The following is a 15248-nucleotide window of genomic DNA, read 5'->3' as shown; positions in this document are numbered from 1 at the left end:
AAGTGTAAATCGCCCATGAAGCAAAAGCTCTTCGTCCTCTTATGGCTCATAGCGTTTGGGGCTATTCCTCATCAAATGAGAGGAAGTGTTCCTTCTCTCAGTCCAACTGTTGACGACACGGAACGCTTGAAAATGGCATTGGCTTATTTTCAAAGCGAAAAATATCAGGAAGCGCTCAATCTCTTTCATCAACTTGATAAAGAATATCAACTGAATCCGAGGTACCGAGCATATATTGGTTTGTGCCATTATCAACTCTGGAACTATGCTGAAGCGTGCAACTATCTTGACTCCGTAAGCTCAGCACTCCACGTATTGGCTCCTGCTGAGCAGGCTGTTTATTACTATGCCAATGCTGAAAGCCATTTCCTGCTGAAAGAGTATCAAGAATCTATCACATATTTTGAGATGTTTCTCAATGTATGCCATGCCAACGAAAAAGCTGATGCGTATTATAGATTGGGTTTTTCTTATCTTTATCAGCATCAGTGGCTAACGGCATACGAATATTTCTCAAGTGCCCTCTCCTATTATCGACAATTTGGAGTGACGCAACAAAAAAGACAACGACTGGTACAACTACCCAAAATGCTAAGAGGATGTAGAAAGCATCTGGAAATTGTCACCGAAACAGTCCAACTAAGCGATAGCTCTCATATTAGCATTCAACGTATTTTATAAATTGGCACGAATTTTGTTCGATAATAATAATATAACAAGAAAAGAAAGGTAAAAGATATATGACAAGTCAGTTTTCACCAAAAGTATCTGAGGTGCTTGCTTTTAGCAGAGAGGAAGCCACACGACTTGCCAGTCGGTCTGTTGGTCCTGAACACCTGTTATTAGGAATGTTGAGAGAAAAAAACAGCCCTGTTCAAGACGTATTTGCACGGTTGAAAATTCATCTACCTACGGTTAAGGAAGAACTTGAAAACAGATTACGAGAGGAAGAAATGCACCAACCCCTCAATACATCAGAGTTGGTGCTCAATGAAAAAGCAAGCAACATTCTGAAGTTAGCTGTTTTAGAAGCAAGAATACAACACTCAGAAACTGTAGATGTGCACCATTTGCTATTGGCAATTCTGCATGACCAAGTAGATAATGGTGCCAAACAGGTTTTAGAATTAAACAATATGAATTACGAAGATACATTTACTTACCTTCAACGGATGGCAAAGCCCACCAAGAGTGGACTGGATTTGCCTGATGAAGAGGAAGATACATCATTTAGCAACCATGGAGATTCAACCAACATGGGTGCGAGTTCTGGGGCAAAAACGACGCTCCAAAATAAACGAGGAAACGGCAAGACGCCTATTCTTGATAATTTTTCTACAGACCTTACAGCCGCAGCACTATCTTCTAAGCTCGACCCTGTCATTGGTAGAGAGAAAGAGATTCTCCGTGTTGTCGAAATCTTAGGGCGGCGCAAGAAAAACAATCCGATACTTATCGGAGAACCTGGTGTTGGTAAGAGTGCGATTGTGGAAGGATTGGCACAACTCATTGCCATGCGTAAAACTTCTCCCGTGCTGTTCAACAAAAGATTGGTTAGCCTTGACATGACTGCGATTGTGGCAGGCACTAAATACAGAGGACAGTTCGAAGAAAGAGTGCGTGCATTATTAAAGGAGCTGGAACAAAACCCTGATATCATCATTTTTATAGATGAGATACATACGTTGATTGGTGCAGGCAGTACACCCGGTAGCATGGACGCTGCAAATATCATGAAACCAGCGTTGGCACGTGGTACAATCCAATGTATTGGAGCAACGACATTAGATGAATATAGAAACTCTATTGAGAAAGATGGAGCATTAGAGCGGCGCTTCCAAAAGGTATTGGTAGAGCCGACAGATCAGGAGGAAACATTGCAGATACTCCATAACATCAAAGATAGATATGAAGATCATCATCATGTTCAGTATTCCGATGATGCCCTCTTGGCTTGTGTCAAATTGACAGAAAGATATGTAACCGATCGATTCTTTCCTGACAAGGCTATTGATGCCATGGACGAAGTTGGTTCGAAAGTACACCTTCAACATGCAGAAGTTCCCGCCTATATCACGGAAAAGGAAAAGGAGCTAAGCACCGTAACGACTAAAAAGCAAGAGGCGGTAGGCAACCAAAACTTTGAATTGGCAGCCAGTTATAGAGATAAGCAAACGGAACTTGAGATAGAATTGGAAGACCTCAACAACAAATGGTTGAACGAGAAATCGGAAGAACGCACACGTATCACAGAAAAAGACGTTGCTGATGTTGTATCCATGATGACGGGTGTTCCTGTTCAAAAGATGGCTGAAGCAGAGGGCATTCGACTCAAAGGAATGGCAGATGAGTTGAAACATCAGGTAATAGCGCAAGATATGGCTATTGAAAAGATGGTGAAGGCGATACAACGAAACCGCATCGGACTCAAAGATCCGAACCACCCCATTGGAGCTTTTATGTTCTTGGGACCTACTGGAGTGGGTAAAACGTACTTGGCTAAAAAATTAGCAGAGTTCATGTTTGGCTCCACAGACGCCTTGATTAGAATTGACATGAGCGAATTTACCGAAAGTTTCAATGTTTCAAGGCTTGTTGGTGCACCTCCTGGTTACGTAGGATATGAGGAAGGAGGACAGTTGACTGAAAAAGTAAGGCGACATCCCTACTCTATTATCCTGTTAGATGAGATTGAAAAAGCACATGGAAACGTGTTCAACATGTTGCTGCAAGTCTTGGACGAGGGAAGACTGACAGATGGAAATGGCAGACTCGTAGACTTTAGAAATACTGTCATCATTATGACATCCAATGCTGGAACTCGACAGCTAAAAGACTTTGGACGTGGTGTCGGATTTAATGCTGGTGGAAGTTTGGGGTTAAGTCAGAATGAAAAAGACAAAGAGTATGCTCGTGCCATCATACAAAAAAGTCTAAGCAAGCAATTTGCACCCGAGTTTTTGAATCGTTTGGACGAGATTATCACCTTCGACCAACTTGATTTAGATGCTATCAAGAAGATTATCAATATAGAGTTGACTGGTCTTTTCAAGCGCATGGAGGATTTGGGTTATCGGATTAAAATTACCGAGAAAGCCAAAGAGTTTGTTGCTACAAAGGGTTACGATGTACAATATGGAGCACGACCTTTGAAGAGAGCTATTCAAACATATATAGAAGATAAAATAGCAGAACTGATATTGTCTGGAGAACTCCATTTGGGTGATACTATTTCAATCGAAAAGAGTACTGTTAAAGAGGAACTGGTGTTCAAGTAAAGGAACACTCAAGCGAGAACAGGTGGGCAGCTAACAGCTGCCACCAATCTCGGTTGTTACCTGCTTAAAGAAGTTCAGTTTCCCTAATATGTCATCTTGACAATAGACAATACATACACCGACATCACACAAGTTCTATTGCGGCTCTTTCATTAAAGAAAGAGCCGTTTCTTTTACACTTTATCATTCTTGGCAACAGTTTGGAGTGGCTTTTGTCCTGTTATTTTACCAAAAATCGACCATTGAAAATCTTCAAAATAGAAAAAATGAATAGGCAAGCGAACGACAAAAATACCTTGATTTTAACAAATGTGACACCTTTTCAAGTTAGAATATTGATTTAACACCCTTGGAAGCACTCTTTAGAGGTGTTATTCACATGCCTTAGCAGCATTAAAGCATGCAAATAACAGGCTTAACCCAATGCTTTAGTCGCCAAAAAGTGGTATAAATCGAACAGAAAAGAAAGGAAACAATCGTAACATATTCAATAGCAATAGATTATGAAACTTTCTCATTTTTAGCGTATTTGCGACCAACATTGCCGTTGATTGTTTTCACGCGAGTTTTGAGAGGCACTTTGTAAAGAAAATTCAGCATTTATTATCTTTCCATGAAACCGTAAGCTTCCGCCAATGATAGTTTCAAAATCCACAGGGTGAAAGATTTTTTTAGGGCACGATACCATGACTGTAAAACAGAAGTTTGATATATCTTCTGCATTTTTTTATTCTTTACTTTATAGTTCAAAGAAAATTTGTATCTTTGTGAAAACGAAAAATCAATGAAATATTTATTATTCTTAATCATATTATTCACAGGCTACCCTACCTACACAATAGCTGACAATAGCCATGTACGAGCAGGAGTTAGTCCTGTTCAAAAAGAAAAGGCTTTATCTCAAAAGCACCTCTTCGAGACAATGCTTTCTGGAACAGCGAAAGTGTTATTCGTAGATAGTATGGTGGTAGACAAAAACAACTTTTTCTCTAAAATACCTTTGAGTAGTGATGCAGGTACGCTCGAGTTCATTGATAAACGGTTTACTTATACAAACGAACTCAAAAACCACCGCATCTATGCCGATGGGGATTCTATTCACGGCTTCCATTTATTTTCTACAGACTATTTAGGCGACAGTTGGAGTCAACCTAAACAATTAAAAGAATTGGATGAAGAAGTAAAAGATGCGCAATTTCCTTTTTTGTTATCAGATGGAGTCACCCTCTTTTTTTCTGCAAAAGGCGACAAGAGTATTGGAGGTTACGACATCTTCATGACTCTCTTTAACGAGGAAAGTGGAACTTATTATAAACCAGAGAACTATGGACTTCCGTTTAATTCTACGGCAAACGATTATTTGTTAGCTATTGATGATGTACACAGCTTAGGTTGGTTGGTGTCGGATAGATTTCAACCCAAAGGGAAAGTTTGTATCTATACCTTCGTTCCTACCATGCCACGGCAGAATTTTACTGCTGATAATATTGCTGAGAAGCAACTTGAAGCTTATGCAAAGCTAACAAGTATTCAAGAAACATGGAAGTTTGGCAATCGTGAGGCAGCATTGCAGCGACTTAAATTGCTAACGAACGAAAGGCAACGAAGCACAGAAAAGCAAGAATTTTACTTCCCTATCAATGACCATACGGTGTATCAAAGCATCAATGATTTTAGAAGTGAAAAAACAAAAAAACTGTATCAACAGTTGTTAGAATTAAAGAAACAACTATCAGCAAATGAAGAAACTTTATCGCAGTTGCGTTCACAATATCAGTCATCTGACATGTCGGGGAAATTGCAGATGCGCCCAATTCTATTAAAAGCAGAAAAAGCGATACAGTCACAACGCATTGAAATAATGAATTTTGCCAAACAACTTCGAAATGAAGAAAACCGATTACTCACTCAATAAAAGCTTAAACAAGATGGAGAAAAAATATTTTGCAGAATCAGAGTTAATTATCAATAAAGATGGTAGTGTCTTCCATTTGCATATTAAACCAGAACAGTTGGCAGACAAAGTTATTTTAGTGGGCGACCCTGGGCGAGTTTCGCTCGTTGCATCGCACTTTGATGAAAAAGAGTGTGATATTCACAATCGCGAATTTCATACAATCACTGGTCACTATAAAAACAAACGTATTACCGTACTGAGCACTGGTATCGGTTGCGACAACATTGATATTGTTGTGAATGAACTTGATGCCTTGGCAAACATAGATTTTAAGACGAGGTATGAGAAATCACCTCTCAAATCGCTAACCTTGGTTCGTATCGGAACTTGTGGAGGACTTCAGGAATATACGCCAGAAGGAACCTATATTGCCAGCGAAAAGAGCATTGGGTTTGATGGGCTCTTGAACTACTACGCAGGAAGGAATGAGGTGTGTGACTTGGCTTTCGAGGAAGCATTTGTCAAGCACATGAGTTGGAGTCCACAAAAAGGAGCCCCTTATGTCATTGATTCTGATGAGGAAACATTGAACCGTATTGCTGGCAATGACATGGTTCGTGGCGTAACGATCTCATGCGGAGGCTTTTTCGGTCCGCAAGGTAGAGTGCTTCGTGTGCCTTTAGCAGACCCTCACCAAAATGAAAAAATCGAGAATTTTGAATATAATGGGCATCGAATTACAAACTTTGAAATGGAAAGCAGTGCCTTACATGGACTTTCAAAGTTAATGGGCCATAAGGCTGTAACTTGTTGTATGGTAATTGCTAACCGACGAGCATTAAAGGCAAATGTAGAGTATAAGAATTCGATTGATGGATTGATAGAAACAGTTCTTGATAGAATTTAGACTTAATTGTCAGCTTTATTCATTGCAGTTCGAAGTTTGTTCTTAGACACAAAGTGTATTATTTGAAAATAGTGTGTACAAAAAACAGCCTAACCATCAAAAAGCACTTTGTGCTAAAGAACGTTTTTAATTGATTTTAAGCCCCATTCAGCATTTTGAAGTACAAATGCTGGAATATAGATATTGAACGTAGACAAAAGAAATTGAACATTGAACATGGTAAAAGATTTGGATAACCAACAGCATTTACAGGCAGAAGACACCATTTGTGCCTTAGCAACCCCAGCAGGAGGAGCCATAGGAATCATTAGAATATCGGGCAAAGATGCCATTAAGATAGCTGATAAGGTTTTCGTAACATCAAAACATAAAAAACTTCATGACGCAAAATCGCACACAATCCTCTATGGGCGTATCGTTGATAGCCAGCAAGAAACAATAGACGACGTTTTGCTATCGGTTTTTCGTTCACCTCATTCTTACACGGGGGAAGATTCTGTTGAAATATCATGTCATGGCTCTCGTTACATCATCAAAACCATTTTAGAAACACTTATCAAAGAAGGCTGTCGACAGGCTGCACCCGGTGAATACACACAGCGTGCCTTCTTTAATGGAAAGTTAGATTTAAGTCAGGCAGAAGCTGTTGCCGACTTGATTGCTTCTACCAATCGTGCTACACATCATGCAGCTATGAGTCAACTGAAAGGGAACTTCTCCAACGAGTTGGCTACACTCAGAAACGAACTTCTCAAGATGACTTCTCTCATCGAATTGGAATTAGATTTCAGCGACCATGAGGACTTAGAGTTTGCAAATCGGGACGAATTACTTGCGTTGGCGCATAAAATTAAAAATCGAATTACCACTTTGGCACATTCTTTTGAAACAGGAAATGCCGTAAAACAAGGAGTTCCCGTAGCTATTATTGGAAAAACCAATGTAGGGAAAAGCACACTATTAAATCAATTATTAGAGGAAGACAAAGCTATTGTTAGCAATATTCATGGCACAACGCGTGACGTGATTGAAGACACAACCGAAATTAATGGCATTACTTTTAGATTTATTGACACAGCCGGTATTCGGAAAACAACAGATGAAATTGAAAACTTAGGCATTGAACGAACTTATCAAAAAATAGAAGAAGCAAAAATTGTTTTGTGGCTGATGGATGAAACACCAACGAAGCAAGAAGTAGATGCTTTGCTAAAGAGAATAAATGACAAGAGTTTGATTTGTATTCAAAACAAAATGGACATATCACCAACACCTACCTTATCCGTTTTTGAGAATATAATCAACCAAAAAAGTAATGAGAGAAATGCAAAAAAACGGTTTTCATTACAACTATCTGCAAAGCTCGGTACGAATATGGATTTATTAAGAAGTACTTTATGTCAAGTAGCGGAAGTACCTGAAGTAACCGAAAATGATGTCATTGTAACCAGCACACGCCATTACAACGCCTTGTTAAGGTCAGAAGAAAGCATTTCACGCGTGATTGAAGGACTTGATCTTGAGCTATCTGGAGACTTATTGAGCGAGGACCTTCGATTATGTCTTGAGCATTTAGCAGAAATTACTGGCGGCCTTATCACAACACACGAGGTACTGAATAATATCTTTCAACATTTCTGCATTGGAAAGTAAATTAGCTGAATTTACCTATGTATAAAATTATAGCAAGTTTATATCGTTATAATATGAGAGGATTTAATAAGAGTATTCCCTATTTTGCTACGTTAACTAATATCCTCATACTTCTTACGTTTATATTCTTTCTAATAATAGTTTTAATAGATGCCAAGGATATATTAAGTTTTTGGCATACAGGCTCAAAAGGAGGAGATTATTTAATAGGTGCAATGTTAGCAGTACCCCTATATTCTTTGGCGTGGTTTCTATTTCCTGAAAGAAAAATGAAGGAACACGAGGCGTTACTGACAAAGAAAGAATATCGATTGGGATTATTCTTTTATGTTTTCTTGGTAATATTCCTGATGGTTCTTTTATTTATTGTCACTTAACAAATGAATTTTAGTTAATCCCTTAAAGTATACTAACAAACTCTGTAGGTCACACATTTCCAAAAGATTGATTTCAAGGATTTTAAGAATAATCAAACTAAAGAATATCAATATATAATAAATGCTGTCCGGTAAAACTTTTATTAATTGCCAATTTGCTAATCACCGCCCTCTTAAGAAGCATCAAAAGAAACTTTGCATTCTCCCAGATTGTACCTATGGTGCGTCTTACACTGATGTACTACATTAATTTGTGAATGATTCAAAGCACAGCGCTACATGCGTATATACTCCGTCTGACTTTCATTGACAACTGGTAAGAATCTTCGTTATTTGCTCTTATTCTCCTGCATCAAACGTATCTTATTTATATAAGCATTGGCATAAAGTCTCATGCCGATGTCCGTTGCATGTACTCCATCTATTTGACTGTCATTGTCATTAATGATTCCTATTTCATTGGCTGTGAGATATTCTAAGTTCTTTATGCCCTGACATTTTAATTCCATATAAGCTTTATACAATAGACTGTTGGCTTTAAGGACTTGTTCCCGTAAGCCTTTCTGAGTCAAACTGTTGGTATATCCACAATGCTCTGTCAATAGTATGGGAGCCAAAGTCTTGGAGCGTAGATAGCGAACACCAGCTATTATGCGTGGATATATGCTATCCACACGCTCGGGAGAATCCATGTTCGGAATACAGTCAATAATAAAAAGACGAGCGTTTGTCAACTCTCCCATGATACGGAAGACTTCTGACTCCAATCTTCCATTTCCTGAAAAGCCAAGATTAAATACAGGAATATCGAGTTTACGTTGTAAAATGTTACTCCATGACATGCCAGGGCGAGATGCAGAAGCTCCCTGCGCAATCGAAGTTCCATAGACAACTATGGGCCTCGATGAGTTGATGGGCGTGAAAGTAAGATGCTTATTTGTTGGTATGCCGATTTGTAGAGACGACACCGTGTTATAAAGAGGTAAATAAAGTCTGAATGTGGCAGCACTGTCTTTTTCCCCAATTATGTTTTGATAATGATAAGAAATGGTGTCTGAGACGCTGCTACCAAAATTGAATGAGCCAAAACAAGAACAGAAATTCCACTCACCTTGCGCATTCCTTCGATAAAGGTCAATACCACTGGTAGCCATTGTACCCACGTTGTTTAGACTCTTTGGACATGTAACCGTATATTTCACAGCGATGTCAGTAGCATCTGTTGTAAAGTCAATATAAAGCCCACTACTATTTTCAGACAGGTTCCACAGTGCTTCACGTACCTCTTTCCTAAACCGAATGGGAAAACGATGATACGTTTTTCCGATTTCATTACCCCAGCCTCTTCCGCTAATCGGCATGTCCTTTTGTTCTTGTGGATGATACCACACGGTTTGTGCATATAGTGTTGGAAAGTAATATCCAATCAATAAAAAACAAATGAGTTTCTTCAACATGCTTAAAAATAATCTTTAGTGGTGAATAGATGTACAATTCAGCCATGAATCGTACTTCTACAAAAATACTATTTTATTACCAAAGATACGACCCCTACAACAAGAAACTTATGAAATGAAAGAAGATTGAGTAAAAAAGAACAGAGAACCTTTTATCTCACAAACAGTTACAGATATCGCTCTATTTGTTTTCGGATGATAAACAACATTGCAATAAGGTGGCATCGTGGTACACCTCACCATCATACAACCAATCTATGAGTTGGCAGGTTTCTTTGAATCCCATGCGAAGAAACAGTCCGATGGTGAGCTTCTGTGAAGAGTTGACCACGACATACAATTGGTGCAAATGGAGAACCTCTTTGGCATATCTCATCACCTTTTGTATGGCATCCTTTCCATACCCTTTCTGTCTAAAGGCTTCCTGTACCACAATCCCCATTTCTGCTCGTCTGTTTTGAGGATTAAAATTCATGATGTCCACCAACCCTATCGTCTGATGTTCTTCGTTTTCAATGATTAACCTTACTTGTTTATCGGTATAAATATCACCAGAAGACGTGGCAATATAATCGTGTAATACGTAACGAGAATATGGAACATTCGTCAATCCAATGTTCCAAAGTTTTGTATCATTTTCTATTTGATAGAGCAAGTCTAAATCTTCTGGCTCCATCGCCCTCAAAACAACATTTGCCATAAGTGCTAAGCAACGTTTTATTTTAATATTTCAGAAGGAGTAATCACGATTTCGTTCATGGGATTGAATGTACCTAAATGAACATGAGATTGTGGACCTTTTGAAAATATATGGAATATTTGACTAAATGTATAAGCCTCAATATCATAAACAACACATACCTCTGATGCTTGTGGTAACTCAAATGCAAGATGTCCTTCAGGGTATTCTGCTGCTGTGGCTACCATAAATTTGGCTTTCAATCCTTTTCTTTCAGCAATTTTCTGGCATTTCAACATCGACTCACTACTGCCAATAAAGACATAAAAAGGAGGCGTATATCGCTGTGGATGAAACAATCCCAAACTTTTCCTTGTCTTACCTATTTGCATTTGGATTAAAGCAATGGTTGCCTTAAAGTAGATAGCCAACTTTATTGGTAAACTAAGGAACAAGCTCATTCCCCCAAAATGCTTTTGGAAAAAGATGAGCATCGCTTCATAAAAGACATGAACATACTTAAAAGAAGACTTCTGTGTACTTTCTCCTTTGTAATGAAGTATTCTTAAAGGCAAATACCAATTGTGATAACCGCCCTTCAAAAGTCGGTATGACAAATCAATATCTTCGCCATACATAAAAAAGTCTTCATCTAACAAACCGATATCTTCTAAAGAAGTACGGGGAACGGCAAAGAAAGCACCACTCACGATTTCTATTTCGGCAGGTTTGTCCCAAGGCAAATGTCCTAAATAATAACGTGCAAATTGTTTGTGTTGAGGGTACTTTGCACACAGCCCACACATCTTGTAAAAGGCTGTTAAAGGCGTAGGAATGCCACGCCTTGATTCTTTTGCATCGCTACCTTGCGTAGAAATCATCCTCACCCCTACTGCACCGAGCTTCGATTGCTCGTCCATAAAGTCAACAAGTTGCCGGATAGTGTCTTCACCCACAATGGTATCAGGATTTAACAACAAGACATATTTCCCCCTACTTTGTCGAATAGCCAAGTTATTGGCACGTGCAAAACCTAAATTATGATTGTTGCTGATAAAGGTTACATGCGGAAATTTGTCACTCAAATACGCTACAGAACCATCTTGCGACGCATTGTCAACGACCAAGATTTCTGCTTCAACGCCTTGTAATGCCCGTTGCAATGAGACAAGACATTGCTCAACATAATATTTTACATTATAGTTGACGATGATGACAGATAGTTCTAAAGTATGCATTCGTATTTTTTAATCGTTTTGTTTTACATCTTTTGTTTCCTGCATACAACGCTCGATTGAGGGAAAGATAAAAAATAAACAAAGAAAGAGAATGATAGCCAAATATCCAAATGCCACTTTCATGAAAAGATAATACAAGATGGTATTGACGAGCATGGGGATTGTTAGCATTGCAAGTCGGCAACTTCCCCAAACGAGGAGTGCTTTTAGCGATGCCGCTGGGTGCTGCAAAGCTGCTTGTATCTTTTTGAACTTAAACAATCGTAAAGAAAGAGGAATGCAACAGATAGTCACTATTTCCATGACAGACAACCAAATAAATTCCGTCTGACTTTGCTCAGTACAAGCACCGGGTACCAATGTTTCTGTTTCAAACAAGACAATGAGTCCCAAAGCCAATATCAGCGGTACAAAAAACTGTGCCAGCAACTTTTTTTGTACACGATTTAATTTTTTCATATACCCTTTATTTGATGATTTTGTAAAAAGACCTAAGCGCGCGTTTTGAACGAAGTCTTACATCTATATTAACGCTCAAAAGGAATGCGATTGAGTATAGAACGCCCTAAAGTAACTTCATCGGTATATTCAAGTTCATCACCTATAGGAATACCTCGTGCTATCACTGTTAGCTTAACCTCTGAACTATTTAGTTTACGAGAGATGTAAAAGTTGGTGGTATCACCTTCCATGGTAGAATTGAGAGCTAAGATGACTTCTGAAATGCCGCCAGCTTCCACTCGCTCAACCAAGGATTGAATCTCCAACTGGTCGGGACCAATGCCATCCATGGGCGAAATTAGTCCTCCCAACACATGGTATAATCCTCTATATTGCATGGTATTTTCAATAGCCATTACGTCTTGGATGTTCTCCACAACGCAAATCGTGGATGCGTCTCGACGAGAATCAGCGCAAATCGGGCAAATATCTGTATCGCTGATGTTATGACATTGGCGACAGAACTTCACGTCATGGCGCATCGTTGAGATAGCCTGTACAAATTGCTCCACTTCTTCTACATCTCGCCGAAGCATGTTCAGCACTAATCTCAAGGCTGTCTTCCGCCCTATCCCAGGGAGCTTTGCAAATTCACTAACCGCTTTTTCGAGGAGTAACGAAGGATATTGCTGCTCCATTTACAAATAAACGCCTATCCCTAACTTAAATCCTATCGTGGAATAATTGCTATGATCTTTTAACGACTGGTCATAATAGATAGCAGGTTCTACTGTTACCGTGCGACTAAGAAAATACGCATAGCCCACCTCAATACCAGGCATAACATCATTGTAATTATGGTACGCATGCACAAATTTGCAGTTAGCACCCAGATAGATTCCGTTCTGAACAATGTAATAACGCCCTCCTACTCCTGCGGAAATATAATCAGGCACCGTTTCATTACCATTGTGTTGGTAGTTCACAGTTCCCAACAACATGAGATTGTCTTCTACTAAATAACCTGCATGCGCCTGTGCACCAAAGTTAAACTTATCCAAACCGCTGTAACTCAGATTAAATCCACTCAATGCGCCACCAATGTAGACTTTATCTTGTTCAAACTGTGCACTTGCTGTCAAGGTCAAGAGCAGTGCTGCAATCATTGTAATCAGCTTTTTCATCTTTACTCAATTACGTTATTATTGTTAATTTTTAATCGTCTGTCGTTTTACCTATCAAGTTGCCCGCCATGCTTTCTTCTGCCAAGTACCTCATCTGCTTGTCAAAGATGAAAACTTGAAGTACTCACGAATCATGTAAAGGCAAACCTTTTAGGTATATGTTGCAAAAGTACATAATATATTTGAAAACTAAAAAAATATAAGTATCTTTGTGAGCAATATTAAATTTCACGCAACAAACTGGATGAAACGATTTTTATGGATGCTGATGTGGAGCTTTTCCACATTATTTATATATGCCCAACCCAACAAGATTTCATTACAAAACTCTCTCTCTTCTTCTCCTAAATACGAGGTTAGAGCTGTTTGGCTCACGACGATTGGAGGATTGGACTGGCCACATACCTATGCTCGAACAACCTATACAGTAGAAAGGCAGAAACAAGAATTACGCACGTTGTTAGACCAATATCAACGTGCAGGCATCAACACCGTACTGCTACAGACTCGTGTTCGAGGAACAGTGATTTACCCTTCTGCTTATGAGCCTTGGGACGGGTGTCTCTCTGGCATACCGGGAAAATCTCCGGGGTATGATGCCTTGGCATTTATCATCGACGAATGTCATCAGCGTGGCATGGAACTGCATGCGTGGATTGTCACCATACCTGTTGGAAAATGGAGAGGTTTAGGCTGTAAATCTTTACAAAGGAAATATCCTAAAATGATTAAAAAGGATAAAGACGAGGGCTATATGAATCCTGAAAGTTCACAGACTGCCACTTACTTGGCAAATCTTTGTGAAGAAATCACCCGTAATTACGATATTGACGGCATCCATCTGGATTATATCAGATATCCCGAAACATGGCGAATCCAAATCAATAAAGCCACCGCTCGCCAGCATATCACGAATATCGTACAAGCCATTCACGACCAAGTTAAACGATTGAAGCCATGGGTAAAAATGAGTTGTTCGCCAATTGGTAAATACAATGACCTGCCCAGATATTGGAGTCATGGCTGGAATGCCTATTCTAAAGTGTGCCAAGATGCGCAAGCGTGGTTAAAAGAAGGACTGATGGACCAGCTCTATCCCATGATGTATTTTAAGGGCGACCAGTTTTATCCCTTTGCACTCAACTGGAAAGAAGAGAGTCACGGGCGGATGATTGTGCCAGGATTAGGAATTTATTTCATGTCTCCCACCGAACGCAACTGGCCCTTACAAGTCATTAGTCAAGAAATGCAAGTGATAAGGCAGTATGGCATGGGGCATGCTTACTTCCGAGGCAAGTTTTTAACCGATAACGTGAAAGGAATATACGATTTTGCATCCAACGATTTTTGTCGCTATCCTGCCCTCATTCCTGCAATGACATGGCAATATGCCACCCCTCCGCTACCTCCCACACAACTGAAGTGGGACGAAAAGACAGCTACCTTATCGTGGGCTGGTGCCAAAGATCGAAGCAATGCGCCTTATCTTGTCTATAACATTTATGCCAGCCGACAGGTTCCTGTGGATATTCACGATGCCCGTAACCTTATTGCTACTCGTGTTCAAAGCACTACCCTACAACTGCCCAAGGCGACAGCACTGGCTTATGCGGTCACCGCTATGGATAGATACGGCAACGAAAGTGATGCCATACAATCGCACAAAGGCAACGATGCAAGCGTAAGGGCTACCACGCGACTACTTTATTGTGATGGCAAACACGTGGAACTCCCAGCAAAAGGACAGACATTGGATGCCACTTTTGTACTCATAGAATCATTGCAAGGAACGATGATTACCACCCGTGTCTACCAAGGGAAATATGCGGATATCTCTACGCTCCCCGAAGGGATGTACACCCTACGCTCGTTGGATCGATACAACCACACTCATCGCTTGGGTATCTTTATGGTGAAAAGAAATTCTCTGAGGTAATTTTATAACAATCTGCCTACCATTTCTTGCTTGCTTTCTTATCATTCTTGGTAAGACAGTAGAGGCTTTTTGTCTTATCATTTTACCAAAAAACGACTATTGAAAATCTGCAAAATAGAAAAAATCAATAGACAAACGACAGACAAAAATGGGCTGATTTTACCCAAAAAGTCGTCTTTTCAAGTTAGAATATTGACTTAA

Annotated in this window: 12 protein-coding genes; 6 read left to right on the top strand and 6 right to left on the bottom strand. The window is 39.5% G+C overall.

Annotated elements, in window-relative coordinates; translation table 11 throughout:
• Window positions 1–15 precede the first annotated feature (15 nt).
• The 5 genes from BN35_RS02115 (at window position 16) to mnmE (ending at window position 7735) form a co-directional block, all read left to right on the top strand.
• On the top strand, window positions 16–681 hold the full coding sequence (locus BN35_RS02115) for a tetratricopeptide repeat protein (RefSeq protein ID WP_025072635.1): 666 nt from the start codon (window positions 16–18) through the stop codon (window positions 679–681).
• A 59-nt stretch (window positions 682–740) separates the two neighbouring features.
• Complete coding sequence (locus BN35_RS02110; RefSeq protein WP_025072636.1) at window positions 741–3278, top strand: ATP-dependent Clp protease ATP-binding subunit; 2538 nt, start codon at window positions 741–743, stop codon at window positions 3276–3278.
• A gap of 784 nt (window positions 3279–4062) precedes the next feature.
• Complete coding sequence (locus tag BN35_RS02100) at window positions 4063–5193, top strand: hypothetical protein (protein ID WP_025072638.1); 1131 nt, start codon at window positions 4063–4065, stop codon at window positions 5191–5193.
• A gap of 13 nt (window positions 5194–5206) precedes the next feature.
• A complete protein-coding gene (locus tag BN35_RS02095; RefSeq protein WP_025072639.1) occupies window positions 5207–6082 on the top strand; it encodes a nucleoside phosphorylase in 876 nt (291 codons plus the stop codon).
• Between the two features lie 216 nt (window positions 6083–6298).
• Window positions 6299–7735 carry a tRNA uridine-5-carboxymethylaminomethyl(34) synthesis GTPase MnmE gene (gene mnmE, locus BN35_RS02090; protein ID WP_044071084.1) on the top strand — a complete coding sequence of 479 codons (1437 nt, stop codon included), beginning with the start codon at window positions 6299–6301 and terminating at the stop codon, window positions 7733–7735.
• A gap of 706 nt (window positions 7736–8441) precedes the next feature.
• Here the strand turns inward: mnmE and BN35_RS02080 are convergent.
• The 6 genes from BN35_RS02080 to BN35_RS02055 all read right to left on the bottom strand — a co-directional run bounded on the left by BN35_RS02080 (window position 8442) and on the right by BN35_RS02055 (window position 13111).
• Complete coding sequence (locus tag BN35_RS02080) at window positions 8442–9569, bottom strand: SGNH/GDSL hydrolase family protein (RefSeq protein ID WP_044071081.1); 1128 nt, start codon at window positions 9567–9569, stop codon at window positions 8442–8444.
• A gap of 181 nt (window positions 9570–9750) precedes the next feature.
• Window positions 9751–10269: a GNAT family N-acetyltransferase gene (locus BN35_RS02075; RefSeq protein WP_025072643.1), complete on the bottom strand. Its 519-nt coding sequence runs from the start codon at window positions 10267–10269 to the stop codon at window positions 9751–9753.
• Window positions 10270–10286: 17 nt separating this feature from the next.
• A complete protein-coding gene (locus BN35_RS02070) occupies window positions 10287–11486 on the bottom strand; it encodes a glycosyltransferase family 2 protein (protein WP_028901205.1) in 1200 nt (399 codons plus the stop codon).
• A gap of 9 nt (window positions 11487–11495) precedes the next feature.
• Window positions 11496–11945 carry a hypothetical protein gene (locus BN35_RS02065; RefSeq protein ID WP_025072644.1) on the bottom strand — a complete coding sequence of 150 codons (450 nt, stop codon included), beginning with the start codon at window positions 11943–11945 and terminating at the stop codon, window positions 11496–11498.
• A gap of 68 nt (window positions 11946–12013) precedes the next feature.
• Window positions 12014–12625 carry a recombination mediator RecR gene (gene recR / locus BN35_RS02060; protein ID WP_028901204.1) on the bottom strand — a complete coding sequence of 204 codons (612 nt, stop codon included), beginning with the start codon at window positions 12623–12625 and terminating at the stop codon, window positions 12014–12016.
• A complete protein-coding gene (locus BN35_RS02055) occupies window positions 12626–13111 on the bottom strand; it encodes an outer membrane beta-barrel protein (protein ID WP_025072645.1) in 486 nt (161 codons plus the stop codon). It lies immediately after the preceding gene.
• A gap of 244 nt (window positions 13112–13355) precedes the next feature.
• Between BN35_RS02055 and BN35_RS02050 the strand changes: the two genes are divergently transcribed.
• A complete protein-coding gene (locus tag BN35_RS02050) occupies window positions 13356–15047 on the top strand; it encodes a glycoside hydrolase family 10 protein (protein WP_028901203.1) in 1692 nt (563 codons plus the stop codon).
• Window positions 15048–15248 lie beyond the last annotated feature (201 nt).

This window comes from Hoylesella timonensis 4401737 = DSM 22865 = JCM 15640 (assembly GCF_000455445.1).
Lineage (GTDB): Bacteria > Bacteroidota > Bacteroidia > Bacteroidales > Bacteroidaceae > Prevotella > Prevotella timonensis.
The sequence above is the reverse complement of the archived record's forward strand: the minus strand, read 5'-3'. Positions and strand labels throughout refer to the sequence as shown.